Genomic DNA, 25,204 nt, shown 5'->3' with positions numbered 1-25,204 from the left:
CGAATCCGGTAGCATGATCCCTGGTCGTGCGGCAAATTGCGCAGCGGGTTGCTGACCGGCGCCGCGCCCCGACAGGACAAGCGGCAAGGGCGCCCACGGGTGCGCGTGCCGTCGGATCCATTGACTCCGGAGTAACCGGGGGGCGGCAGGTGCCGGCCCCCGTTTCCGTTTATTGCATGAAACCAGTTATCGCACTTGTCGGCCGTCCCAATGTGGGGAAGTCGACGCTATTCAACCGCATGACCCGCTCGCGCGACGCCCTCGTCGCCGACCTGCCGGGCCTGACGCGCGACCGCCACTATGGCGAGGGCCGCGTCGGCGAGCGTCCGTTCATCGCCATCGACACCGGCGGCTTCGAGCCAGTGGTCAAGGAAGGCATCGTCGCCGAGATGGCCAAGCAGACCAAGCAGGCGGTGGTCGAGGCCGACGTGGTGATCTTTATCGTCGACGGCCGCCTCGGCCTGGCGCCGCAGGACCGCGCCATTGCCGACTACCTGCGCAAGACCGGCCGGCGCATCATGCTGGCGGTGAACAAGGCCGAGGGCATGAAGTACACCTCGGTTGCCGCGGATTTCTACGAGCTCGGCATGGGCGATCCGTACGCGATCTCCGCTGCCCACGGCGACGGCGTGCGCGAGCTGGTCGACGAAGCGATCGAGCTGGCGGTGCAGGAGCGCCCGGAACTGGCCGCCGAAGAGCCCGTGGACGGCAAGGGCGTCAAGATCGCCATCGTCGGGCGCCCCAATGTGGGGAAGTCCACGCTGGTCAATACGCTGATCGGCGAGGAGCGCGTGATCGCGTTCGACATGCCAGGCACGACCCGCGACGCCATCTACGTGGAATTCGAACGCGGCGGCAAGCCTTACACGCTGATCGACACGGCGGGCCTGCGCCGGCGCGGCAAGGTGTTCGAGGCGATTGAAAAATTTTCAGTGGTCAAGACGCTGCAATCGATCGCCGATGCCAACGTCGTGATCCTGCTGCTGGATGCGCAGCAGGACATCTCCGACCAGGACGCGCATATCGCGGGCTTTATCGTTGAATCCGGCCGCGCGCTGGTGGTCGGCGTCAATAAATGGGACGGGCTGGACGGCCATACCCGCGACCGCATCAAGCACGACCTCGAGCGCAAGCTGCAATTCCTGAATTTCGCGAATTTCCACTTTGTGTCGGCGCGCGAGCGCACCGGCATCGGCGCGCTGATGCGTTCCGTCGACGACGCCTATGCCGCGGCCATGGTCAAGCTGCCGACGCCGCAGCTGACGCGCGTGCTGCAGGAAGCGGTCGAATTCCAGCAGCCCAAGCGCGTCGGCGCATCGCGTCCCAAGCTGCGCTATGCGCACCAGGGGGGCTCGAATCCGCCGATCATCGTGATCCATGGCAACGCGCTGTCAGGGGTTGCGGAGACCTATCGGCGTTATCTGGAAAACCGTTTCCGTGCGGCCTTCAAGCTCAAGGGCACCCCCCTGCGCATCGAATTCCGTACGAACAAAAATCCGTACGCGGACTCGAAGGATTGAGTCCGGAATCGGATCCTTGGCGGGGCCAGTTTTCGTTTGCGTTCGTTTGGAACTGCGGCTAAATTCACGGTAGCAGGGGGTTCCCTGTGCATTGACGCCGACTTGGTACCGTTTTTGATCTTTTTTCTGGCGCGTTTTTGCGCCGCTTGACTTGAACCGGGGAGTTCCATCCCTATCATTCACCACTAAACCTATAAATTTGGAGTGTGCCATGAGCAACAAAGGGCAACTGCTACAAGACCCGTTCCTGAACGCGCTGCGCAAAGAGCACGTGCCGGTGTCCATCTACCTCGTCAATGGCATCAAGCTGCAAGGCAATATCGAATCGTTCGATCAGTACGTCGTGCTGCTGCGTAACACTGTGACGCAGATGGTTTATAAGCATGCGATTTCCACCGTCGTTCCGGCGCGCGCGGTCAATTTCCGCGTGGATGATTCCTCCGAGAACTGATCTGCCTCACGGCCGCGGCAACCCGCGGTCGCGGACCCAAGGCATCGGCCTGGCGCCCTTCAGGGTTGCACCGATGCCCGGTACCGGTGCGCCAGCGCGGCCGGTGCCTGCCGGACCGGCGGCGCATCTCGCCGCCGTGGCTTCCCGCCCGGTGCGGGCAGCCATCCCGGCCGGGGACAGGGCAGGGCGGGACTTTCGCCGGCCATCCCTGGAAACCATCGGAAAGCGTTCCGCTATTCCTTGCTATTCCTCTCGCTACCGCTAATTCCCAGCGCATTCGCGCCATCCCTTGGATCCCAGAGCTACTTCCAACACTGCCCCGTCGCGCGCCATCCTCGTCGGCGTCGATTTCGGCAAGCATGATTTCGAGGAAAGCCTCAGCGAGCTCGCCTTGCTGACCTCCACCGCCGGCTCGCTGCCGGTGCATACGCTGACGGGCCGCCGCTCGCGGCCGGATCCGGCGCTGTTTATCGGCTCAGGCAAGGCCGAGGAACTGAAGGAAGCCGCCAACGCGCTCGATGCCGACGTGGTCGTGTTCAACCACGCACTCAGCCCGGCGCAGCAGCGTAACCTCGAGCGCTTCCTGAACCGCCACGTGATCGACCGTACCGGCCTGATCCTGGACATCTTCGGGCAGCGCGCGCAGAGCCACGTCGGCAAGGTGCAGGTCGAGCTGGCGCAGGTGACGTACCGCGCCTCGCGGCTGGTGCGCGCGTGGAGCCACCTGGAGCGGCAGAAGGGCGGTATCGGCATGCGCGGCGGCCCCGGCGAGCGCCAGCTCGAGCTGGACCGGCGCATGCTGGACGACCGTGCCAAGCGGCTCAGGGCGGACCTCTCGCGGCTGCAGCGCCAGCACAGCACGCAGCGGCGCGCACGCGCGCGCAACGACACGCTCAGCATTTCGCTGGTGGGCTATACCAATGCCGGCAAGTCGACGCTGTTCAACGCGCTGACCAAGGCGCGCGCCTATGCTGCCGACCAGCTGTTCGCCACGCTCGATACCACCTCGCGGCGGCTGTTCCTGGACGGGCTGGGCAACGTGGTGCTGTCCGACACGGTCGGATTTATCCGCGACCTGCCCACGCAGCTGGTGGCGGCGTTCCGTGCCACGCTCGAGGAAACGGTCCATGCCGACCTGCTGCTCCATGTGGTCGATGCATCCAGTCCGGTGCGCCATGAGCAGATCGAACAGGTCAACCGCGTGCTGGCCGAGATCGACGCGTCCGACATCCCGCAGATCGTGGTGATGAACAAGATCGATGCGGCGCCCGAGTTGCTGGACCAGGGCCCGCGCACCGAGCGCGATGAAGACGGCATTCCCACCCGGGTGTTCCTGAGCGCGCGCGAAGGGATCGGCCTGGATGCGCTGCGCGAAGCGGTGGTCGAAGTGGCCCAGTGGCTGGCTAGCCGCCCGCCGGAGCCCGCGCCCTACGACCAGAGGCTGGGCGACGCCCATCTGTATGAGGGCAACGGCGACAGCGGCGATCTGGCAGGCGATGGCGCCGACGACGACCAGCTGGGGGCCAGGCCCTGAGCCGGGCCAGCGCGGAGTCTTGCGCGGCTCAGGTGCCGCAGTGGCGCCGCAGCGGCGCATCTGCGGCCCGATTCGGAGCGCCTTTCCACGGATTGGTCGCGATTTGGGTAAATGTGGCGCAGATGACTGCTAGAATCCCCCTGTTACAAACTTCCCCGGACCCGTGCACTTCATGCCCCAGTTTCCCCGGAATGCTGATTCGAGCCTGACACCAGGCAGCCGCTTAGCGCCACGCGCGGGCTGGCAGCGCCTGCGCGCCATCTTCTCGCTGAACGATCCGCGCTGGGGTCGCAATGGCGACGACGACGACAAGAAGGACGGCCGCGACGACAACCGCCAGCAGAACCAGCGCCCGCAGCAGGATGGCGGCCCGCCGGATCTGGACGAACTGTGGCGCGACTTCAACCGCCGCCTGAACGGCCTGCTCGGCCGCAAGGAAAACGGCGGTGGCGGCAACCAGGGATTTGGCGGCCCGCGCACCCCGGGCAAGGCCTCGGGCGTGGGCGTCGGCGTGATCGTGGCCGCGGTGGTCGGCATCTGGCTGGCCAGCGGCTTCTTCATGGTGCAGGAAGGCCAGACCGCCGTGATCCTGCAGTTCGGCAAGTTCAAGTATTCGGCCGGTCCCGGCATCAACTGGCGGCTGCCCTGGCCGATCCAGTCGGCCGAGGTTGTCAACCTGTCGGCGGTGCGCTCGGTCGAAGTGGGCCGTTCTACCTCGATCAAGGACAGCAACCTGAAAGACTCGTCGATGCTGACGCAGGACGAGAACATCATCGACGTGCGCTTCACCGTGCAGTACGTCATCCAGGACGCGACCGAGTTCCTGTTCTTCAACAAGACCGACCGCGGCGGCGACGAGGAGCTGGTGACCCAGGCCGCCGAGACCTCGGTGCGCGAGATTGTCGGCCGCAACAAGATGGATGCGGTGCTGTACGAGAACCGCGAGCAGATCGCGCAGGGGCTGGCCAAGTCGATCCAGGCCATCCTGTCGGCCTACAAGACGGGCATCCGCGTGCTGTCGGTCAACGTGCAGAGCGTGCAGCCGCCCGAGCAGGTGCAGGCCGCGTTCGATGACGTCAACAAGGCCAGCCAGGACCGCGAGCGCGCGATCAGCGAAGGCCAGGCCTATGCCAATGACATCATCCCCCGCGCCAAGGGTACCGCGGCGCGCCTGAAGGAAGAGGCCGAAGCGTACCGCTCGCGCGTGGTGGCCCAGGCCGAGGGCGATGCCTCGCGCTTCCGCTCGGTGCAGGCTGAATACGCCAAGGCGCCGCAGGTGACGCGCGACCGGATCTATCTCGAAACCATGCAGCAGATCTACGCCAATTCGACCAAGGTGCTGGTGGACGCGCGCCAGGGCAACAATCTTCTTTACCTGCCGCTGGACAAGCTGATGGCGCAAGCTGGCGACGGCCGTGCGGCCACCCCTGGCCAGCCGGGAGCCGGCACGCCGGCGCCGGCTCCCGAGACTTCGCCGGATACCCGGTCGCGCGAATCGCTGCGCAACCGTGACCGCGACTCGCGCTGAGGAGACCCGTCATGAACCGACTGATTTCCTTCGCGATCGGCTTTTTCATCCTGCTGGCCGTGCTGTCGTCGATGCTGTTCGTGGTCGACCAGCGCCAGTACGCCGTGGTGTTCGCCTTCGGCGAGATCAAGCAGGTGGTGCGCGAGCCCGGCCTGCATTTCAAGCTGCCGCCGCCGTTCCAGAACGTGGTCTTCATGGACCGCCGCCTGCAGACCATCGACGTGGCCGCCAACGAGCGCTTCCTGACCGCCGAGAAGAAGAGCATGGTGGTGGACTGGTTCGTCAAGTGGCGCATCACCGATCCGCGCAAGTTCTTCGTCGCCTTCGGCGGCAACCTGCGCGGCGCCCAGGACCGCATGACCCAGCGTATCGATGCCGTGGCGCGCGAGGAGTTCGGCAGGCGCACCGTGGCCGACGTGGTCGCGGGCGAGCGCGAGCAGGTGATGCAGGCCATCCGTAGCGGCATGGTCGAATACGCCAAGTCGGTGGGTGTCGAGATCCTGGATGTGCGCCTGAAGCGCGTCGACCTGCTGCCGGCGATCAGCGAATCGGTGTACCGCCGCATGGAGGCCGAGCGCAAGCGCGTGGCCAACGAGCTGCGCTCCACCGGCGCCGCCGAGGGCGAAAAGATCCGCGCCGACGCCGACCGCCAGCGCGAAGTGGTGCTGGCCGAGGCCTATCGCGATGCCCAGGTGATCAAGGGCAACGGCGATGCCAAGGCGTCGCAGATCTACGGCGATGCCTTTGGCCGCGACCCGCAGTTCGCGCAGTTCTGGCGCAGCATGGAAGCGTATCGCAACACCTTCCGCGACAAGCGCGACGTGCTGGTGCTGGAGCCCAATTCCGAGTTCTTCCGCTATATGCGTTCCAGCGGCGGCGCCGCGGCGGCCGCGTCCGGCGGGTCCGGAGGCAAGCGCTAGAACGTCCGCTTGTCCGTGTGGCGAATTGACAAAACCCCGGCTTGCCGGGGTTTTGTCCGGCTGGAGCCATCATTGCCGAGTGATGGACCGGGCGCGCGGAGAGGCAGGGCTGCGGCAACAATGTGCCCGGGCGTGGCCCGGCACCGCGGGCGCGGAGCCCGCGGGGTAACCGAATGACCGAGAAGAGATTCACCATGTCCAACCATTGGCTGCTGCCAGAAAACATTGCCGACGTGCTGCCGTCGGAAGCGCGCAAGATCGAAGAACTGCGTCGCCGCATGCTGGACCTGTTCCGCACCTACGGCTACGAGCTGGTCATGCCGCCGATGCTGGAATACCTGGAGTCGCTGCTGACCGGCACCGGGCATGACCTGGACCTGCGCACGCTCAAGCTGGTGGACCAGCTGTCGGGCCGCACCATGGGCCTGCGCGCCGATATCACGCCGCAGGTGGCGCGCATCGACGCCCACCTGCTGAACCGGCCAGGCGTGACGCGCCTGTGCTATGCCGGCAACGTGCTGCATGCGCGGCCGGCGGGCTTCCATGCCACGCGCGAGCCGATCCAGATCGGTGCCGAAATCTACGGCCACGCCGGCCTCGAAGCCGACGTCGAGATCCAGGAGCTGATGCTGGCCGCGCTGCAGGTTGCGGGCCTGTCGGAGATCCGCATCGACCTGTGCCACGCCGGCATCCTGGAAGCGCTGCTGGCCGGACTGCCGTCGATCCGCAAGATCGAGGACGCGCTCTTTGCCGCGCTCGAGACCAAGGACGTGCCCGCGCTGCGCGAGCTGACCATGGGCATGCCGCAGACCGAACGCGATGCGCTGCTGGCGCTGCCGACACTGTACGGCGGGGTCGAAGTGCTGGACCGCGCCCGCGCCACGCTGCCGGCGAGCCCGGCGATCGGCCGCGCGCTGGACGAACTGGCCGCGCTGGCGGTGCAGGTGCGTGGCGCCAGCGTCAATATCGACCTGTCGGACCTGCGCGGTTACCATTATCACAGCGGTGTGATGTTCGCCGCCTACGTGGCGGGCCTGCCCAACTACGTGGCCCGCGGCGGGCGCTATGACAAGGTGGGCGAAGCCTTCGGCCGCGCCCGCCCGGCGACGGGCTTTTCGCTCGACCTGCGCGAAGTGGCGTCGCTGTCACCGGTGGAAGTGCGCGCCCAGGCGATTTTCGCGCCCTGGGATGCGGATCCGGCACTGTGTGCCGCGATTTCCGCGCTGCGTGCCGCTGGCGAGATCGTGATCCAGTCGTTGCCGGGCCATACTCACGAGCTCGACGAATTCAACTGTGATCGCCAGCTGGTGCGCCAGGATTCCGGCTGGGCCGTGGTGCCGCGCTGACGCCGGGCGAGCAATCCCGCCCAAAAATCGGGAATCGCCCTGCAACAAGAGTAGAATACGTTTTTAACCTATTGACCAAAGCAATATGTCCGCATCCGCAGTAGGCCAGGGACGCAATGTCGTCGTGATCGGCACCCAGTGGGGTGACGAAGGCAAAGGAAAAATCGTCGATTGGCTTACCGACCATGCAAAGGGCGTGGTGCGGTTCCAGGGAGGCCACAACGCTGGCCACACCCTGATCATCGGCGGCAAGAAGACCATTCTCCGCCTGATCCCGTCGGGCATCATGCGCGAAGGCACGATCTGCTACATCGGCAACGGTGTGGTGCTGTCGCCCGAAGCGCTGTTCCGTGAAATCGAAGAACTCGAAGCCGCCGGCCTGCAGGTGCAGAGCCGCCTGCGCATCTCCGAGGCGGCAACGCTGATCCTGCCGTACCACGTTGCCATCGACAAGGCGCGCGAAGCCCGTCGCGGCGCGGCCAAGATCGGCACCACCGGCCGCGGCATCGGCCCGGCATATGAGGACAAGGTTGCCCGCCGCGCGCTGCGTGTGCAGGACCTGTTCGATCCCGAGCAGTTTGCCGAGCGCCTGCGCGAGAACCTGGACTACCACAACTTCATGCTGACCCAGTACCTGGGCGCCGAAGCGGTGGACTTCCAGCAGACGCTGGACGATGCGCTGGCCTTCGCGCCGCGCCTGGCCCCGATGGTGGCCGACGTCTCGGCCGAGCTGTACGCGGTCAACGCCGCCGGTGGCAACCTGATGTTCGAAGGCGCGCAAGGCACGCTGCTCGACGTCGACCACGGCACCTATCCGTTCGTGACCTCGAGCAACTGCGTGGCCGGTGCGGCCGCCGCGGGTGCCGGCGTCGGTCCGGGCCGCCTGAACTACATCCTGGGCATCACCAAGGCCTATTGCACGCGCGTGGGCTCGGGCCCGTTCCCCAGCGAGCTGTACGACAACGACAACCCGCAGCGCCAGGACCAGGTCGGCGTGCGCCTGGCCAACGTCGGCAAGGAATTCGGTTCGGTCACCGGCCGTCCGCGCCGCACCGGCTGGCTCGATGCCGCTGCGCTCAAGCGCTCGGTGCAGATCAACGGCGTGTCGGGCCTGTGCCTGACCAAGCTGGACGTCCTGGATGGCCTGGACAGCATCAAGCTGTGCGTCGGCTACACGCTCGACGGCCAGACCGTCGACATCCTGCCGCGCGGCTCTGACGCGGTGGCGCGCTGCGAGCCGGTCTATGAAGAGTTCCCGGGCTGGAACGAATCGACCTTCGGCGTGAAGTCGTGGGACGCGCTGCCCGAGGCGGCCCGCGTCTACCTGAAGCGCGTGGAAGAAGTGGTCGGCATCCCGATCGACATGATCTCGACCGGCCCGGACCGCGACGAGACCATCCTGCTGCGTCACCCGTACAAGGCCTGACCCGGCAACCAGAAGCATGACGTAGTGCCGCGGCGTCACGAACGCCGCGGCCTGCAACAGACCATCGGCCCGCGCAAGCGGGCCGAGCCTTATTTGCCATCCGGGCCAACGGGCCAACGGGCCACGAAGATATCTAGAGCAAAACGATGAACCTGCCATCCAACGATGAAGAGAACCTGTGGGTCTCGTGGGACGAATACCATCGCCTGATCGCACGCCTGTCGCTGAACGTGCATGAGTCGGGCTGGAAGTTCGACAAGATCCTGTGCCTGGCGCGCGGCGGCCTGCGCGTGGGCGACCAGATGTCGCGCATCTTCGACGTGCCGCTGGCGATCCTGGCTACCAGCAGCTATCGCGAAGCGGCTGGCACGCAGCAGGGCGACCTGGATATCGCGCAATACATCACCATGACGCGAGGCGAACTGTCGGGCAAGATCCTGCTGGTCGACGACCTGGTCGATTCTGGCATCACGCTGGAACGCGTGGGCCGCCACCTGAAGGAACGCTATCCGGCGGTGACCGAGGTGCGCTCGGCGGTGCTGTGGTACAAGGCCTGCTCGAAAATCGAGCCGGACTATCACGTGACCTTCCTGCCGTCGAACCCCTGGATCCACCAGCCGTTCGAAGAGTACGACACGCTGCGCCCGCACAACCTGGGCGCCTGGCTCAAGCGCGGCAAACGCGCCAGCCTGCTCGACGACGACGCCAGCGCCTGAGCACCGTCCCGCTTCATCTGTGCCCGCGGCGCCCGCCGCACGGCACGGGAACCGGTGGCGTCAGTAGCCGGCCGTGCCCGCGGAATGCCGGAATCGCCACTGAAGCTGTTACACTCCTCGGCATTGCCGGACCGATGTGGTTCGGTTGCCGCGCAAGGCATTGTGCGCGGTTCCAAGGGCGGGAGAAAACCCGTACGCTGACGTATGACACCGCGGCAAGTTGCCGCCAAGCAAGGAGTGGAAGTTGCCGGATCTGGTACGCCAACAAAGCGCCAAAAACAAAAAACCCGCAGGGCTCGAAAGCGCTGCGGGTTTCCCGGTGATCTGGTGCCCAGGAGAGGACTCGAACCTCCACAGTGTTGCCACCGCTAGGACCTGAACCTAGTGCGTCTACCAATTCCGCCACCTGGGCAGGTGTCGAAACAACCGAAGCGCTCATTATAGAGAGCGCGAGAATTTTGTCAAATAGTTTCCAGAAAAAATTGAATCAGAACAACTATCCGATCCCCAGCCGGGAAGAAATCCTGGGCGTGCTGAGAACGTCGGGATCTCCGCAGTCGGCAGGCGATATCGCCAAGGCCCTGTCGGTCACGCGCAAGGAGCATGACGGCTTCCAGAAGCGCCTGGCAGCGATGGAGCGCGACGGCCAGATCGAACTGAACCGCAAGGGCCGCTATGAACTGGCCCACCAGCCCAACTTCGTCACCGGCCGCGTGCAGGGCCACCGCGACGGCTTCGGCTTCCTGATCCGCGACGATGGCGAGGACGATATCTTCCTGCCCGAGCGCGAACTGCAGAAGGCCATGCACAACGACCGCGCGCAAGTGCGCGTGGTGGGCTACGACCGCCGCGGCCGGCCCGAGGGCCAGATCGTCGAGATCATCGAGCGCGCCAACCGCTACGTGATCGGGCGGCTGCTCAGCGAGGGCGGCGTGCTGGTGGTCGCACCGGAAGACAAGCGCATCAGCCAGGACATCCTGATTCCGCCCAAGGCGCAGGGTAAGGCCCGCGTGGGGCAGGTGGTCAGCGTCGAGCTGATCGAATATCCCGACCGCTATGTGCAGCCGGTGGGCCGCGTGGTGGAGATCCTCGGCGAGATCGACGATCCCGGCATGGAGATCGAGATCGCGGTGCGCAAGTATGGCGTGCCGCATGCCTTCTCGCCGACCGCGGCCAAGGAAGCCTCCGCGTTGCCGGACGAAGTACGCCAGGCCGACCTGGACCACCGCATCGACCTGCGTGACATTCCGCTGGTGACCATCGACGGCGAAGACGCGCGCGACTTCGACGACGCGGTTTACTGCGAGCCGGTCAAGATCGGCCGTGCCAAGGGCTGGCGCCTGATCGTGGCGATCGCCGATGTGTCGCACTACGTGCGCCCCGGCACGCCGCTGGATGCCGATGCGCTGGACCGCGCCACCTCGGTCTACTTCCCCCGCCGCGTGATTCCGATGCTGCCGGAGAAGCTGTCCAACGGGCTGTGCTCGCTCAATCCCAACGTCGACCGGCTGTGCATGGTCTGCGATGCGGTGCTCACGGCCAAGGGCGAACTCAAGGGCTACCAGTTCTATCCCGCGGTGATGCACTCGACCGCGCGCCTGACCTACAACGAGGTCTGGTCGGTCCTGTCCAACACCAAGGGTCCCGAGGCGCACAAGCGCGCCGAACTGGTGCCGCACCTGCAGAACCTGTACGAGCTGTTCCAGGTCCTGCTGAAGGCGCGGCGCGAGCGCGGCGCGATCGACTTCGACACCACCGAGACCTATATCGTCTGCAATGCGCAGGGCAAGATCGAACAGATCCTGCCGCGCACCCGCAACGATGCGCACCGGCTGATCGAGGAATGCATGCTGACCGCCAACGTGTGCGCGGCGGATTTCCTCGAGCGCTTCAAGCACCCGGCGCTGTACCGCATCCACGCCGGCCCCAGCGAAGAGAAGCTGAAGAACCTGCGCGAGTTCCTGAAGACCGCCGGCCTGTCGCTGGGCGGCGGCGACAAGCCGCAGGCGTCCGACTATGCCGAGGTGATGGACAAGATCAAGTCCCGCCCCGATGCGCCGATGCTGCAGACCATGCTGCTGCGCTCGATGCAGCAGGCGGTGTACAGCCCAGACAATATCGGCCACTTCGGCCTGGCGTACGGGGCCTACGCGCACTTCACCAGCCCGATCCGCCGCTATCCCGACCTGCTGGTGCACCGCGCGATCAAGGCGGTGCTGGCGCATACCAAGTACCAGCCGGCGTTTGCCCACGGCACCGAGCTGAATACCGCGATCTCGCCCAAGGCGCGCCGCCTGCAGGCCAAGGACGCCGAGCAGAAGGCGGAGCTCGCCGCGGCGCGCGCCAAGCGCAACGAGGCGATCTGGGACGAGCTCGGCCTGCATTGCTCGGCCAACGAGCGCCGTGCCGACGAGGCTTCGCGCGATGTCGAGGCCTGGCTCAAGTGCTACTTCATGCGCGACAAGCTGGGCAGCGATTTTGCCGGCACCGTCAGCGCCGTGACGTCGTTCGGCATCTTCGTGCAGCTCGACGAGCTGTATGTCGAAGGGCTGGTGCACGTGACCGAACTGGGCAGCGATTACTTCCAGTACGACGAGGCGCGCAACGAACTGCGCGGCGAGCGCACCGGCATCCGCTATCGCCTGACCGACCGGGTGCGCGTGCAGGTCTCGCGTGTGGACCTCGATGCACGCAAGATCGACTTCCGCCTGGTGCAGGAACCGTCGGCCAAGACCTTGCGTGCGCGCGCAACCGGTGCCGACACCCAGCCGCGCGTCCCGGCCGCCCACGCGGTGCCGGCGCGCAAGAAGGGGCGCCAGCTGGCAGCGCTGCTGGGCGGTTCGTCCAAGCCGGAAGAGTCGTTCGACGAGACGCTCGACCGCGTGATCGAGGAGCAGCCGGTGTTCGAAGCGGTGATCACTCCGCTCAAGCCGCACGTCAGGACCGGCGGCAAGCCGGCCAAGCGCGCGGCCAAGCCCAAGCCCGCGCACCTGGAGAAGCCGCGCAAGCCGGCGTCGAAGTCGCGTCCCGCCAAGACGGCCGGCAAGTCTGCCGCCAAGCGCACCCCGCGCAAGCGTTAAGGCGAGCCAGGACGATTAAAGGCGCAAGTCAGGGTCAACCGCCGTCCCCGCCCGCGCGGGGACGGCGCACGGGCGAGTACAATCGCGCCCATGGCTAAACAAAAACTCCTGATCGGCTTCCACGCCGTGACCGCGCGCCTGCGGCAAGATCCCAAGGGCGTGTCGGATATCTACATCGAATCCGCCCGCCGCGACCGGCGCATGCAAGACTTCGTCCGCCTGGCCGAAAGCCTGGGCGTGCGCCTGCACCCCGTCGATGCCGAGCGCCTGCGCGGCATGGCCGGCACCGACCGGCACCAGGGCGTGGTGGCGCGCGCCGAGGACGTCGCGCTGGCACTGAACCTGGACGAACTGCTGGATGGCATCGAAGGCACGCCTCTGCTGCTGGTGCTCGACGGCGTCACCGACCCGCACAACCTTGGCGCCTGCCTGCGCGTGGCCGACGGCGCCGGCGCGCACGCGGTGATCGCGCCCAAGGACCGCAGCGTCGGTCTCAATGCAACCGTGGCCAAGGTGGCCAGCGGCGCGGCCGAGACCGTGCCGTATATCACCGTGACCAACCTCGCGCGCACGCTGCGCGAGCTGCAGGAGCGCGGCATCTGGGTGATCGGCACCGCCGACGGTACCGAGAAATCCCTCTACGACATCGACTTCAAGGGCCCGACCGCGATCGTGATGGGCGCCGAAGGCGAGGGCATGCGCCGGCTGACGCGCGAGACCTGCGATGAACTGGTCGGCATCCCGATGGCCGGCGGCGTCGAGAGCCTCAACGTCTCGGTGGCCAGCGGCGTCTGCCTGTACGAAGCGGTGCGCCAGCGGCGCCTGCCGCGCTAAAGCCATGGTGGCCGATCCGCTACGTTCCACCTCTGAGCCCTGGCCGGGGATGGAAGAGGCGCGTCGGCTGATCGCGCAGGCGCGCCGCATCTTCGTGCTGACCGGTGCCGGCATTTCGGCCGAGTCGGGCGTGCCGACCTTCCGCGAAGCGATGACTGGCCTGTGGGAACGGTTCAATCCGGAGGAGCTCGCCAGCGAAGAGGCTTACCGGCGCCAGCCCGAACTGGTGTGGGAGTGGTATCTGCACCGGCGCGCGCTCGTGGCGGCCGCGCATCCCAATCCGGCGCACCACGCGCTGGTGGCGCTGGCCGCGCAGAAGACCGTCACGCTGGTGACGCAGAACGTCGACGGCCTGCACCAGCGTGCCGGCAGCCAGCATGTGATCGAACTGCATGGCAACCTGTTCGCCAACAAATGGCTGGACGGGTGCGGGCGCTGCGAGGAAGCCAGCGCGTTGCCCGGCATGCCGCCGCGCTGCCATTTGTGCGGGGCACTGATGCGCCCGGGCGTGGTGTGGTTCGGAGAAGACCTGCCGCGCGTGGCGCGCTTTCGCGCCGAGCATGCGGCGGAGACTTCGGACCTGTGCCTGGTGGTGGGGACGTCGGGACTGGTTTATCCGGCTGCCGCGCTGCCGGGGCTGGCGAAGGAGCACGGCGCGCCCGTCATCGTGATCAACCCGCTGTCGTCCGCGCTGGACCAGACCGCGGACCTGGTGGTGCCGGCAGCGGCAGGCGCCTTGCTGCCGCTGCTGTGGCCGCAACCGGGGGTGGAGCCGGACTGAGCCGGCCCCGCCGGCTTATTTGGCAATCTCGCCGATCAGCTTTTCCAGCTTGACTGCATCCGCCGCGAACAGGCGGATGCCTTCGGCCAGCTTCTCGGTGGCCATTGCGTCTTCATTCAGCTGCCAGCGGAACGACGGCTCGTCCGCCGTGATGCGGGCGATATTGGCGGCCTGGGCCTGGTCGACCGACAGCTTGCGCTCTGGCGCACCCTGGCCGGCGGCCAGCTGCTCCAGCAGTTCCGGGCTGATGGTCAGCAGGTCGCAGCCGGCCAGCGACAGGATCTGCGCGGTGCTGCGGAAGCTCGCGCCCATCACCTCGGTCGGGTAGCCGAACTTCTTGTAGTAGTCATAGATCTGGCGCACCGAGCGCACGCCGGGATCGTTGTCGCCGCCGTTGGCGACCGGGTCCCACTGCTCGCCGGCCTGCTTCTTGTACCAGTCGAAGATGCGGCCGACGAAGGGCGAGATCAGCTGTGCGCCGGCCTCGGCGCAGGCCACCGCCTGCACCAGCGAGAACAGCAGCGTCATGTTGCAGCGGATGCCGTCGCGCTGCAGGATCTCGGCCGCGCGGATGCCTTCCCAGGTCGAGGCGATCTTGATCAGCACGCGCTCGCGCGCGATGCCGCGCTGCTCGTACAGCTGGATCAGGTGGCGGGCCTTGTTGACGGTGGCGGTGGTGTCAAAGGACAGGCGCGCGTCGACTTCGGTCGAGACGCGGCCCGGCACGATCGCCAGGATCTCGCAGCCGAAGGCGATCAGCACTTCGTCCATCACCGCATCGACGCCGCCGTTGCCATGGTGATCCTGCACCGCCTTTTCCAGCAAGTGCCGGTATTCGGGCTTCTGCACGGCCTTCAGGATCAGCGAGGGGTTCGTGGTCGCGTCCTGCGGGGTGTATTGCTTCATCAGCTGGAAGTCGCCGGTGTCGGCCACTACCGTGGTGAACTGCCTGAGTTGTTCGAGCTGGTTCATGTCGCTTAGTCGTTGGCGCTGAATTGGCGCTGAATTGGCGCTGAATCGTTGGCGATTCGGTTTGCGGTGGCAGGGCGGCAAGCACCGGCCCCGGCCAATCCATTGTACCGCCGGTGACGGGGGATGCCGCTCAATCCGCTACACTATGCGTTTCCTCCACCGCAATCTGGCTGTTGTCATGACTCAGGATGAACTCAAGGCGTTGGTGGCGCAGGCCGCCGCCGACTATGTGAAGCAGGAAGTTCCCGAAGGTGCCGTGCTGGGCGTGGGCACCGGCTCCACCGCGAACCTCTTCATTGATGCCGTGGCGGCGTTCAAGGAGCGCTTCGCGGGTGCCGTGTCGAGCTCCGAGGCTTCCACGCGCCGCCTGCAGCAGCACGGGTTCAAGGTGCTCGACCTGAACGAGGTCGACGAGATCCCCGTGTACGTCGACGGCGCCGACGAGATCGATGCCAGCGGCGCCATGATCAAGGGCGGCGGCGGCGCGCTGACGCGCGAGAAGATCGTTGCCTCGGTGGCGAAGCGCTTTGTCTGCATCGCCGACGGCAGCAAGCTGGTCGGCACCATGGGAGCCTTCCCGCTGCCGGTCGAGGTGATTCCGATGGCACGTGCGGCAGTCGCGCGCAAGCTGCAGGCGCTGGGCGGCCAGCCGAAGCTGCGCATGACCAAGGAAGGCGGCATCTACAAGACCGACAACGGCAATGTGATTCTGGACGTCGCCGGCCTGAAGATCGACGATCCGCGCGGGCTGGAGCAGACCGTCAACCAGGTGCCGGGCGTGGTCACCGTGGGCCTGTTCGCGCTGCGTGGCGCGGACGTGCTGCTGCTTGGCACCGGCGACGGTGTGCAGCGCACGGACTACTGATCCGGCTGGCCGGCCCGTCAGCGGCCAGGCAAAAAAGGGGCGCCTCGGGCACCCCTTTGTCGTCTGATGCCGTCCGGAATCAGGACTGCGGCGGCACGTAGCCCTGGGCCTGATCGGCGCCTTCGCCGAAGAAGTACTTTTCGGTCTGCTTGATCAGGTACTGGCGCGCACGCGTGTCGGCCATATTCAGGCGGTTCTCGTTGATCAGCATGGTCTGGTGCTTGAGCCAGCCGGCCCACGCTTCCTTCGACACGCTCTGCCAGATCTTCTTGCCCAGCTCGCCGGGCAGCGGCGGGAAGTCGAGGCCTTCGGCTTCCTTGTTCAGCTTGATGCAATGGACCATGCGGGCCATGGGGGACTCCTTGTACGTTCGTTAGACTGGGCTCAGGGCGCTGGCGCTATTGTAGCCAAGCAGGGCGGCTGGCCGCGGCGCGGCGGCCATTGACCCTACGCCGTCACAGTTTTTTCATCAGCACCATCGACTTGCGCTGCCAGTTATAGAGCTTGCGCTTGTCTTCTGGCAGGTCGTCCACATTGGCGTGGACGAAGCCGCGCTTGAGGAACCAGTGCTCGGTGCGCGTGGTGAGCACGAACAGGCGCTCCAGGCCGAGCGCGCGGGCGCGGCGCTCGATGCGCTTGAGCAGGCGCTCGCCGTCGCCTGTGCCCTGGGCTTCAGCGGAGACCGTCAGGCAAGCCATCTCGCCCATGTTCTCGCGCGGGTAGTCATAGAGCGCGGCGCAGCCGAACAGCACGCCATCGTGCTCGATCACCGAGAAATTGGCGATATCGCGCTCGATCAGGTGGCGTCCGCGCGGCACCAGGGTGCCGTCCGCTTCCAGCGGCGCGATCAGCTGCAGGATGCCGCCGACGTCGTCCAGCGTGGCTTCGCGCAGGCTTTCGAGGTCGGTATCGGACAGCATGGTGCCGACGCCATCGTGCAGGAACAGTTCCAGCAGTACCGACCCGTCCAGCGCGTAGGGGATCAGGTGCGCGCGCGGCACGCCGCCCTTGAGCGCCTTGACCAGGTGGCGCAGGTAGTCGGCCACGTCGTGCGGCAGGTGGTTGTTCTGCAGGCGCTCCACGGCCGTGCGCAGCGACATTTCCGGCATCAGCTTGCCGACCGGGTCGGGCACGCCCGGCACCTCGGTGATAAAGATCAGCTTGTTGGCCTTGAGCGCGGTGGCGGTGGCGCTGGCCACGTCCTCCATCGACAGGTTGAAGGCCTGGCCGGTCGGCGAGAAGCCCAGCGGCGACAGCAGCACCACCTTACCGTGCGACAGCGACATGCGCACCGACTCGGCGTCGATCTTGCGCACCAGCCCGGTGTGCTGGTAGTCGGTGCCGTTGACGATGCCGACCGGGCGCGCGGTGACGAAGTTGCCGGAAATCACCGACAGCTGCGCACCGGCCATCGGCGTATTGGGCAGGCCCTGGCTGAAGGCGGCCTCGATGTCAAGGCGCAGTTCGCCGGCGGCTTCCTTGGCGCATTCGAGCGCGGCGTTGTCGGTGATGCGCACGCCGTCGACGAATTGAGACTCGACATGGCGCAGTGCCAGTTGCTCTTCCACCTGCGGGCGCGAGCCGTGCACCAGCACGATCTGCATGCCCATCGCGTGCAGCAGCGCGACGTCGTTGACCAGCGCGTTGAGCACGCCCGACTTGACCAGTTCGCCCGCGAATGCGATCACGAAGGTCTTGCCGCGGAAGGCATGGATATACGGCGCCACCATGCGCAGCCAGTCGACGAACTGCTGGTGATCGGGGCCGCCGCGTTCGATGGCGTCGGCAGCCGCCGGCGCCGGTGCGGTGGCGGGCGTGGTGGAAGTCGGGGCGGGCGGGGGGAGTTCGGCCGTGGCGGGCGGCTCCGCCGCCGTAGCGGCTGCCGTGTCGGAAGGGGTCGCCGGCTGCGGCGTATCGGTTCTGGCGTTCATCCCGCGGATTATAATCCCGGCCAATGTCAGAACAACGCCCCTTCAAGGCTGTAAAGCCCGCCAGGCCAGGTCAACCCGCCGCCCCGCAGACGCCGGCCGGTGCCGGCCAGTCCACGCCATCCAATCCGTCCCGGCCGCCTAAAGGGCAGACCGCGGGCCAGACCGCGGGGCAGACCCGAGGGCAGGCCCAGCGCCCGGTCCGGCCGCCGGCCGGACGCCCGGACCCCGCTGCCGCCCGTCCGGCCGACGCATCCGGCCAGCGCCAGCCGCGAGGCTTGCGCCAGGAGCGCGCGCCGCGTGCGCCACAGCCACCGCGCGCGGTCAACCCGCTGCCGCCGATCACGTTCCCCGAGGCCCTGCCGGTCTCGGCCCGCCGCGACGAGATCGCCGCGGCGCTGCTGGCCAACCAGGTTGTGATCGTGTCGGGCGAGACCGGCTCGGGCAAGACCACGCAGCTGCCCAAGATCTGCCTGTCGATCGGGCGCGGGCCAGGGCGCGAGGGCGGGGGGCTGATCGGCCACACCCAGCCGCGCCGCATCGCCGCCACCTCCACCGCCAAGCGCATCGCGCAGGAGCTGGGGTCGCCGGTGGGCGAGCATGTCGGCTACCAGGTGCGCTTCAACGACACCATGTCGGCGGGCGCGTCGGTCAAGCTGATGACCGACGGCATCCTGCTGGCCGAGACGCAGAACGACCCGCTGCTGCGCGCCTACGACACCCTCATCATCGACGAGGCGCACGAGCGCAGCCTGAACATCGACTTCCTGATCGGCTACCTGCGCCAGATCCTGCCGAAGCGGCCTGACCTGAAGGTGATCATCACCTCGGCCACCATCGATGCGCAGCGCTTTGCCGAGCATTTCACGCTCAACGGCAAGCCCGCGCCGGTGATCGAGGTCAGCGGCCGGCTGTACCCCGTGGAAGTGCGCTACCGCCCGGTTACCGACGACGCGCCGCCGGGCGCCGCGCCGCGCAGCGCGCAGGCGCGCGAACGCGACCTGTACGACGGCATCGTCGATGCCGTCGATGAACTGTGCCGCGTCGGCCCGGGCGACGTGCTGGTGTTCCTGCCGGGCGAGCGCGAGATCCGCGAGGCCGCCGAGGCGCTGCGCAAGCACCATCCGCCGCATACCGAGATACTGCCGCTGTTCGCGCGGCTGTCGGTGCAGGAGCAGGAGCGGGTGTTCAAGCCGTCCAACACGCGCCGCATCGTGCTGGCGACCAACGTCGCCGAAACTTCGCTGACGGTGCCGGGCATCCGCTACGTGGTCGATACCGGGATGGCGCGCGTCAAGCGCTATTCGTACCGCAACAAGGTCGAACAGCTGCAGGTCGAGTCAATCTCGCAGGCCGCCGCCAACCAGCGCGCCGGCCGTTGCGGCCGCGTGGCCAACGGCGTGTGCATCCGGCTGTACGAAGAGTCGGATTTCACCGGTCGCCCGCGCTTTACCGATCCGGAAATCCTGCGCTCGTCGCTGGCGGCGGTGATCCTGCGCATGAAGGCGCTGCGGCTGACCGATATCGAGTCGTTCCCGTTTATCGAACCGCCGCTGGGCCGCGCGGTCGCCGACGGCTACCAGCTGCTGCAGGAGCTGGGCGCGGTCGACGACGGCAACCAGCTCACGCCGACGGGGCGGCAGCTGGCCAAGCTGCCGCTGGACCCGCGCGTGGGCCGCATGATCCTGGCCGCGCGCGAGCACCAGTGCCTGCGCGAGGTGCTGATCATCGCCAGCGCGCTGTCGGTGCAGGACCCGCGCGACCGCCCGCAGGAGGCGCAGGAAGCCGCCGACCAGGCGCACCGCAAGTTCATGGACGAGAGGTCCGAGTTCCTGGGCTGGGTCAAGCTGTGGAAGTGGTTCGAGGACGCGGTCACGCACAAGAAGTCGAACCGCCAGCTGCAGGACCAGTGCCGCGCCAGCTTCCTGTCGCACCTGCGCCTGCGCGAATGGCGCGACGTGCATTCGCAGCTGCTGACCACGGTGACCGAGCAGGGCTGGCGCCTGAACGAAAGCGAGCCGACCTACGAGCAGGTGCACAAGGCGCTGCTGACCGGCCTGCTCGGCAACGTCGGCGTGCGTATCGAGGACGGCGACGGCAAGGGCCGCGAGTACCTGGGCGCGCGTGGCATCAAGTTCCACCTGTGGCCGGGCTCGCTGATCGCGCGCAAGGTCGGCCGCTGGATCGTGGCGGCCGAGCTGGTCGAGACCAGCCGCCTGTTCGCGCGCACGCTGGCGCGGATCGAGCCGGAATGGCTGGAGCACATCGGCGGCCACCTGCTCAAGGTGAGCTGGAGCGATCCGCACTGGGAAAAGAAGGCCGGCCAGGTGTTGGCGCTGGAACGGGCCACGCTGTACGGCCTGGTGGTCTACCAGCACCGCCGCGTCCACTACGGGCCGATGAACCCGCAGGAAGCGCGCGAGCTCTTTATCCGCCGCGCGCTGGTCGAGGGCGAATTCGATACGCGCCTGCCGTTCTTCGCGCACAACCAGCGCCTGGTGCGGGAGATCGAAAACCTGGAGCACAAGTCGCGCCGGCAGGACGTGCTGGTCGACGACGAGCTGATCTACGCCTTCTACGATCGCGCCATCCCGGCCGAGATCAACCAGCAGACCACCTTCGAACAGTGGTACCAGGCCGAAAGCGCCAAGGACCGCAAGCTGCTCTACCTCAACCGCGACGAGCTGATGCGGCACGAGGCGGCCGGCATCACCACCGACCTGTTTCCCAAGACCATGAACGTGGCCGGGGTGGACATGGGGCTGACGTACCACTTCGAGCCCGGCAGCCACCGCGACGGCGTGACGCTGACCGTGCCGCTGTACGCGCTCAACCAGGTGCGGCAGGAGCGTGCCGACTGGCTGGTCCCCGGCATGATCAAGGAAAAGGTCCACCTGCTGCTGAAGTCGCTGCCGCAGAAGCTGCGCCGCCATTGCGTTCCATTGCCGGACTTTGCCGCCGGCTTTGTCTCGCGCCAGCGGTTCGGCGAGGGCGAGCTGCTGGACGTGCTGATCGCCGATATCCGCGGCGAGACCGGCACCATGGTCAAGCGCGCCGACTTCAAGCTGGAAACGCTGCCGGCACACCATGCGATGAACTTCAAGGTCATCGACGAGCACGGCCGCCAGCTCGACATGGGCCGCAACCTGGCGCAACTGCGCGCCGAGCTGGGCGGCCAGGCGCAGCAGTCGTTCCAGCGCGTTGCAGCGCAGGCGGCCGCGCAAGCCGGCTCGCCCGACCAGGCCGCGCAGCTGCCGGCGGCCGAGCCCGGCCAGTACGAGAACCTGACCGGCTGGACCTTCGGCGAGCTGCCCGAGCTGCTGGAGATCCGCAAGGGCAGCCAGACGCTGTTCGGCTACCCGGCGCTGGTCGACCGCGGCACGCACTGCGACGTCGAGGTCTTCGACGATCCGCAGGAAGCGGCGCGCATCCACCACCTGGGGCTGCGCCGGCTGTTCGCGCTGCAACTGCGCGAGCAGGTCAAGTTCATCGAGAAGAACATCCCCGGGCTGCAGCAGATGGCGATGCAGTACATGACGCTGGGTACGCAGGAAATTCTGCGCGACCAGATCGTGATGCTGGCGCTGGAACGCGCCTGCATGCAGTCGCCGCTGCCGCGCAACGAGGCAGAGTTCAACGCCCGCAAGGACGAGGGCCGCACGCGGCTGTCGCTGCTGGCGCAGGAGATCGCACGGCTTGCCGGCGCGATCCTTGCCGAATACGCCGGGCTGCCGCGCAAGCTGCTGCAGGCCAAGCCGTTCGCCGCAGCCTACGCCGACATGGAAGCGCAGCTCGGCCGGCTGGTGGGCAAGCGCTTTATCGATGAGACGCCGTACACGCAACTGGTCCACTTCCCGCGCTACCTGAAGGGCATCGCCATGCGCATCGACAAGCTCAAGGGCGATCCGGCGCGCGATACCCAGCGCATTCAGGAGATGGCGCCGCTGCTGCAGCAATGGCAGCGCGCCGAAAAGCAACTGCGCACGCAAGGCCGTGGCGGCGAGGACGCGCGGCTGGAAGAGTTCCGCTGGATGCTGGAGGAGCTGCGCATCGCGCTGTTCGCGCAGGAGCTGCGCACGCCGGTGCCAATGTCGGTGAAGCGGCTGCAGAAGGTTTGGGAATCGATGCAGCGCTGAGGCTCGGGCGCCGGTACGGCCGCAAATGGTCGTGCCGGCGCAACAATCTGCCAAATTCTTGTTCGCCGTCAGCCGCGACGTCAGCGGAATTAGCCGCCCAAACGTTAGAATCGCCGATTCAGTTCTTCTTGTAGCGGGTCTTATGTTTGCATTGCGTCGGTTGGTGGCTGGTGGGATCACGGTGGGCGCGCTCGCGCTGGGCCTGATGGCCGCGCCGGCATCGGCGGAAGTGGTGGTGATCCTCAATTCGGGTGATGCAACCGTCACGCTGATCGACAAGGATACGCAGAAGGTGCTGGAGACCTTTCCGATCGGCAAGGAGCCGCACCACCTGATCGCGACGCCCGATGAAAAGTCGCTGATCGTCGCCAACGCGGTCGGCAATGACCTGGTGTTCCTGGACCCGGCGACCGGCAAGGTGCAGCAGCGTGTTCCCAATATCGACGACCCCTACCAGATCGGCTTTTCGCCCGACCAGAAGTGGTTTGTCGCCACCGGCAACCGGCTCGACCGGGTCGATGTCTACCGCTGGGACGGCAAGGCGCTGAAGCTGGCCAAGCAATATCCGCTGGCCAAGACGCCAAGCCATATCGCCTTTACCGCCGACAGCCGCATCGCCTTTATCACGCTGCAGGATTCGAATGAGGTCGTGGCGATCGACCTGATCACGCAGAACGTGTTGTGGCGCATGGAGGCCGGCTCCGCGCCGGCCGGCATCTGGCTGACGCCGGACCAGAAATACCTGCTGGTCGGCATGACCGGTGCGGACTATATTGCCGTGATCGACTGGCGCACCCGCACCGTGGTCAAGCAGATCCAGACCGGCAAGGGCGCGCATAACTTCCGCGCGGTGGGCGACAAGCGCCACCTGTTCCTGAGCAATCGCGTGACCGGAAGCATCAGCATCATCGACCAGCAGACGCTGGCCAAGATCGGCGACATCACGGGTCTGCCACCCGGGCCGGACGACATGGAGCTGACCGCCGACGGCAAGACCTTGTGGGTGACGTTCCGCTGGGCGCGCTCGGTCGGGCTGATCGACGTGCCGAGCCGCAAGCTGGTCAAGACCGTGCGCGTCGGCCGCTCGCCGCACGGCATCTACTTCCGCACGCGCGCGCCGCTGTACTAGACGGGGCGGGGCAGGATCATGCGCGATACCAGGGCTTCGCGTTTCGGACGGTTCGGACGCCTGGGACGATTCAGACGATTCGGCAGGATGCTGGCCGGGCTCGCGCTTGCCTGCGCCTTGCCCTCTGCGCTGCATGCGGCGGATGCAACCGGGGCCGCGGCAAAAGCCTGCCCGGCCGGCACGCTCTACCTGACCTTCGATACCGGCAGCATGAGCCAGGCCCAGCTGATCGCCGACGCGCTGCGCCGCCACAGGATCCGCGCGACCTTCTTCCTGGCCAATGAACCCACGGTGCGGCAGGACAGCTCGCTCGACCCGTCATGGGCGCCGTACTGGAAGGCGTTGGCCGCTGATGGCCATGCCTTCGGCACGCATACCTTCGACCATGTCTACCTGCGCGGCGTGCGTGCGGGCCAGGTGACCATGCGGCCGCAGTTCGGCGCGCAGGCCGGCAAGGACACGGTGATGGATGCTGCCGGCTTCTGCCGCGAACTGCGCCGCAGCGCCGACGCCTTCCGTGACATGACCGGTGCCGAGATGATGCCGATCTGGCGCGCCCCGGGCGGCCGCACCGCGCCGCAGACGCTGCAATGGGCCGAGCAGTGCGGCTTCCGCCATGTCGGCTGGGCGCCGGCCGGCTTCCTGGGCGATGAGCTGGCGTCGGACCGCTACCCGAATGCCATGCTGCTCGAGCGCGCGCTCGACAAGCTGCGCGATGGCGACATCACCATGGCGCACCTGGGCATCTGGTCGCGCAAGGACCCGTGGGCGCCGGGCGTGCTGGAGCCGCTGCTGTCCGGGCTGGAGCGCAAGGGCTTCTGCTTCGCGACGCTGCGCGAGCACCCGGCCTACCGCGACTGGATCGCCCGGCATGCCATCGGAGAACAGGAGGGCAGGCGGTAATGTGGGAGTCGCTCAACGGCTGGATCGGACAGGTCGAAGGCACGCTGTTCCAGGACGTGGTGCTGCCGGTGGTCTATGACCTCGGGTTTGGCCGCTATGCCGAAGAGGCCTTCACCGGCACCGAGTGGCTGCTGGTGGGGCTGGTGCAGATCGCGGCGATGTTCCTGATCCTGGGCCCGCTGGAAAAATGGCGTCCGGTCGAGCCGGTGGCCGACCGCGCGGCGATCCGCACCGACATGCTGTACACGGCGATCCACCGCCTCGGGCTGTTCCGCCTCGCCATGTTCTTCCTGCTGGCGCCGCTGACGGATTCGCTCGAAGGGCATCTGCGCCTGATGGGCTGGCACCGGGTCAATGTCGAGGACTGGTGGCCGGGCGTGACCTCGGTGCCGCTGGTCAGCTTCTTCGTCTACCTGCTGCTGTTCGACCTGCTCGACTACTGGTACCACCGCCTGTCGCATACGTTCCGCTGGTGGTGGCATTTGCATGCGGTGCACCACAGCCAGCGCCAGATGACGCTGTGGAGCGACAACCGCAACCACCTGCTGGACGACATGCTGCGCGACCTGGTGTTTGCGCTGGTGGCACTGGGCGTGGGTGTCGAGCCGTCGCAGTATGTGCTGCTGGTGGCGCTGTCGCAGCTGCTGCAGAGCCTGCAGCATGCCAATGTGCGGCTGCATTTCGGCGCCATCGGCGAACGCCTGCTGATCTCGCCGCGCTTCCATCGCACCCACCATGCCGTGGGCATCGGCCATGAAGCCGACGGCGCCCCGGCACGGCTGGGCGGCTGCAACTACGGCGTGATCTTTCCCTGGTGGGACATGCTGTTCGGCACCGCGGTCTTCACCGAGACCTATCACCCCACCGGTATCCGCGACCAGCTGCCGCCGCCGCTGGGCAAGGGCCACGACTACGGGGCGGGCTTCCTCGCCCACCAGTGGTACGGCATCAAGCGCCTGCTGCGGCTGCGCTGAAGCGATCCTCTACTGCCGGCGCGGCAGTCCGCGTGGCCGCGGCAAGTGGCGTATGCTAGTGTTCCGGTTTGCCGCCGGCCCCGGCCCCGGCGCCGGCTCGAATGCCGGCTCGAATGCCGGCTCGAATGTCGGCTGTTTCCGCCTTCCACTGCATAATCGCC

At 67.0% G+C, this 25,204-nt stretch carries 19 protein-coding genes and 1 tRNA gene; 16 read left to right on the top strand and 4 right to left on the bottom strand.

Annotated features, from left to right (window positions below; translation table 11 throughout):
• The first annotated feature begins 176 nt into the window (after positions 1-176).
• From der to E1J61_RS24340, 8 genes are all read left to right on the top strand, one after another.
• Positions 177-1,520, top strand: coding sequence for a ribosome biogenesis GTPase Der (gene der / locus E1J61_RS24375; protein ID WP_133096527.1), 1,344 nt, complete (start codon positions 177-179; stop codon positions 1,518-1,520).
• A gap of 211 nt (positions 1,521-1,731) precedes the next feature.
• Positions 1,732-1,971: an RNA chaperone Hfq gene (gene hfq / locus E1J61_RS24370; protein ID WP_029046151.1), complete on the top strand. Its 240-nt coding sequence runs from the start codon at positions 1,732-1,734 to the stop codon at positions 1,969-1,971.
• Positions 1,972-2,260: 289 nt separating this feature from the next.
• The gene (gene hflX / locus E1J61_RS24365; RefSeq protein ID WP_133096526.1) at positions 2,261-3,505 is read left to right on the top strand and encodes a GTPase HflX; all 1,245 of its coding nucleotides are present in this window, start codon (positions 2,261-2,263) and stop codon (positions 3,503-3,505) included.
• A 172-nt stretch (positions 3,506-3,677) separates the two neighbouring features.
• Positions 3,678-5,033 carry an FtsH protease activity modulator HflK gene (gene hflK / locus E1J61_RS24360; protein ID WP_133096525.1) on the top strand — a complete coding sequence of 452 codons (1,356 nt, stop codon included), beginning with the start codon at positions 3,678-3,680 and terminating at the stop codon, positions 5,031-5,033.
• An 11-nt stretch (positions 5,034-5,044) separates the two neighbouring features.
• Positions 5,045-5,953: a protease modulator HflC gene (gene hflC, locus E1J61_RS24355; RefSeq protein ID WP_133096524.1), complete on the top strand. Its 909-nt coding sequence runs from the start codon at positions 5,045-5,047 to the stop codon at positions 5,951-5,953.
• A gap of 194 nt (positions 5,954-6,147) precedes the next feature.
• Positions 6,148-7,299, top strand: a complete 1,152-nt coding sequence (locus E1J61_RS24350; RefSeq protein WP_133096523.1) for an ATP phosphoribosyltransferase regulatory subunit — start codon at positions 6,148-6,150, stop codon at positions 7,297-7,299.
• Between the two features lie 85 nt (positions 7,300-7,384).
• On the top strand, positions 7,385-8,725 hold the full coding sequence (locus tag E1J61_RS24345) for an adenylosuccinate synthase (protein WP_063238110.1): 1,341 nt from the start codon (positions 7,385-7,387) through the stop codon (positions 8,723-8,725).
• Positions 8,726-8,871: 146 nt separating this feature from the next.
• A complete protein-coding gene (locus E1J61_RS24340) occupies positions 8,872-9,441 on the top strand; it encodes a phosphoribosyltransferase (protein WP_133096522.1) in 570 nt (189 codons plus the stop codon).
• Between the two features lie 325 nt (positions 9,442-9,766).
• Here E1J61_RS24340 and E1J61_RS24335 read toward each other — a convergent pair.
• Positions 9,767-9,853 (bottom strand) — tRNA-Leu (locus E1J61_RS24335).
• A gap of 70 nt (positions 9,854-9,923) precedes the next feature.
• On the opposite strand from E1J61_RS24335, the gene rnr reads away from it, so the two are divergent.
• From rnr to E1J61_RS24320, 3 genes are all read left to right on the top strand, one after another.
• The gene (gene rnr, locus E1J61_RS24330) at positions 9,924-12,521 is read left to right on the top strand and encodes a ribonuclease R (protein ID WP_133096521.1); all 2,598 of its coding nucleotides are present in this window, start codon (positions 9,924-9,926) and stop codon (positions 12,519-12,521) included.
• Positions 12,522-12,611: 90 nt separating this feature from the next.
• Positions 12,612-13,355 carry a 23S rRNA (guanosine(2251)-2'-O)-methyltransferase RlmB gene (rlmB, locus tag E1J61_RS24325; protein WP_012353149.1) on the top strand — a complete coding sequence of 248 codons (744 nt, stop codon included), beginning with the start codon at positions 12,612-12,614 and terminating at the stop codon, positions 13,353-13,355.
• 49 nt (positions 13,356-13,404) lie between these two features.
• The gene (locus E1J61_RS24320; RefSeq protein ID WP_243736957.1) at positions 13,405-14,136 is read left to right on the top strand and encodes an NAD-dependent deacylase; all 732 of its coding nucleotides are present in this window, start codon (positions 13,405-13,407) and stop codon (positions 14,134-14,136) included.
• Positions 14,137-14,151: 15 nt separating this feature from the next.
• Here the strand turns inward: E1J61_RS24320 and tal are convergent, their stop codons facing one another.
• Positions 14,152-15,108 carry a transaldolase gene (tal, locus tag E1J61_RS24315; protein WP_133096519.1) on the bottom strand — a complete coding sequence of 319 codons (957 nt, stop codon included), beginning with the start codon at positions 15,106-15,108 and terminating at the stop codon, positions 14,152-14,154.
• Positions 15,109-15,286: 178 nt separating this feature from the next.
• Here tal and rpiA point away from each other — a divergent pair, with 178 nt between their 5' ends.
• Positions 15,287-15,973, top strand: a complete 687-nt coding sequence (gene rpiA / locus E1J61_RS24310) for a ribose-5-phosphate isomerase RpiA (protein WP_029046162.1) — start codon at positions 15,287-15,289, stop codon at positions 15,971-15,973.
• Positions 15,974-16,052: 79 nt separating this feature from the next.
• Here rpiA and E1J61_RS24305 read toward each other — a convergent pair whose 3' ends face one another.
• Together E1J61_RS24305 and argA are read right to left on the bottom strand one after the other, a co-directional pair.
• The gene (locus tag E1J61_RS24305) at positions 16,053-16,325 is read right to left on the bottom strand and encodes an oxidative damage protection protein (RefSeq protein ID WP_029046163.1); all 273 of its coding nucleotides are present in this window, start codon (positions 16,323-16,325) and stop codon (positions 16,053-16,055) included.
• Between the two features lie 103 nt (positions 16,326-16,428).
• Positions 16,429-17,904, bottom strand: coding sequence for an amino-acid N-acetyltransferase (gene argA, locus E1J61_RS24300; protein WP_133096518.1), 1,476 nt, complete (start codon positions 17,902-17,904; stop codon positions 16,429-16,431).
• Between the two features lie 23 nt (positions 17,905-17,927).
• Here argA and hrpA point away from each other — a divergent pair, with 23 nt between their 5' ends.
• The 4 genes from hrpA to E1J61_RS24280 all read left to right on the top strand — a co-directional run bounded on the left by hrpA (position 17,928) and on the right by E1J61_RS24280 (position 25,043).
• Positions 17,928-22,037 (top strand): ATP-dependent RNA helicase HrpA, encoded by a 4,110-nt coding sequence (gene hrpA / locus E1J61_RS24295; protein ID WP_133096517.1) that lies wholly within the window; start codon positions 17,928-17,930, stop codon positions 22,035-22,037.
• 142 nt (positions 22,038-22,179) lie between these two features.
• Positions 22,180-23,166: a beta-propeller fold lactonase family protein gene (locus E1J61_RS24290; protein WP_133096516.1), complete on the top strand. Its 987-nt coding sequence runs from the start codon at positions 22,180-22,182 to the stop codon at positions 23,164-23,166.
• An 87-nt stretch (positions 23,167-23,253) separates the two neighbouring features.
• Positions 23,254-24,069 (top strand): polysaccharide deacetylase family protein, encoded by an 816-nt coding sequence (locus E1J61_RS24285; protein WP_243736956.1) that lies wholly within the window; start codon positions 23,254-23,256, stop codon positions 24,067-24,069.
• Complete coding sequence (locus tag E1J61_RS24280; protein WP_133096514.1) at positions 24,069-25,043, top strand: sterol desaturase family protein; 975 nt, start codon at positions 24,069-24,071, stop codon at positions 25,041-25,043. The genes E1J61_RS24285 and E1J61_RS24280 overlap by 1 nt, the downstream gene beginning before the upstream one ends.
• Positions 25,044-25,204: the final 161 nt, after the last annotated feature.

This window comes from Cupriavidus sp. L7L, assembly GCF_004353535.1.
GTDB lineage: Bacteria > Pseudomonadota > Gammaproteobacteria > Burkholderiales > Burkholderiaceae > Cupriavidus > Cupriavidus oxalaticus_A.
Note: the sequence above shows the minus strand (reverse complement) of the source record. Positions and strands in the feature narration are given on the sequence as shown.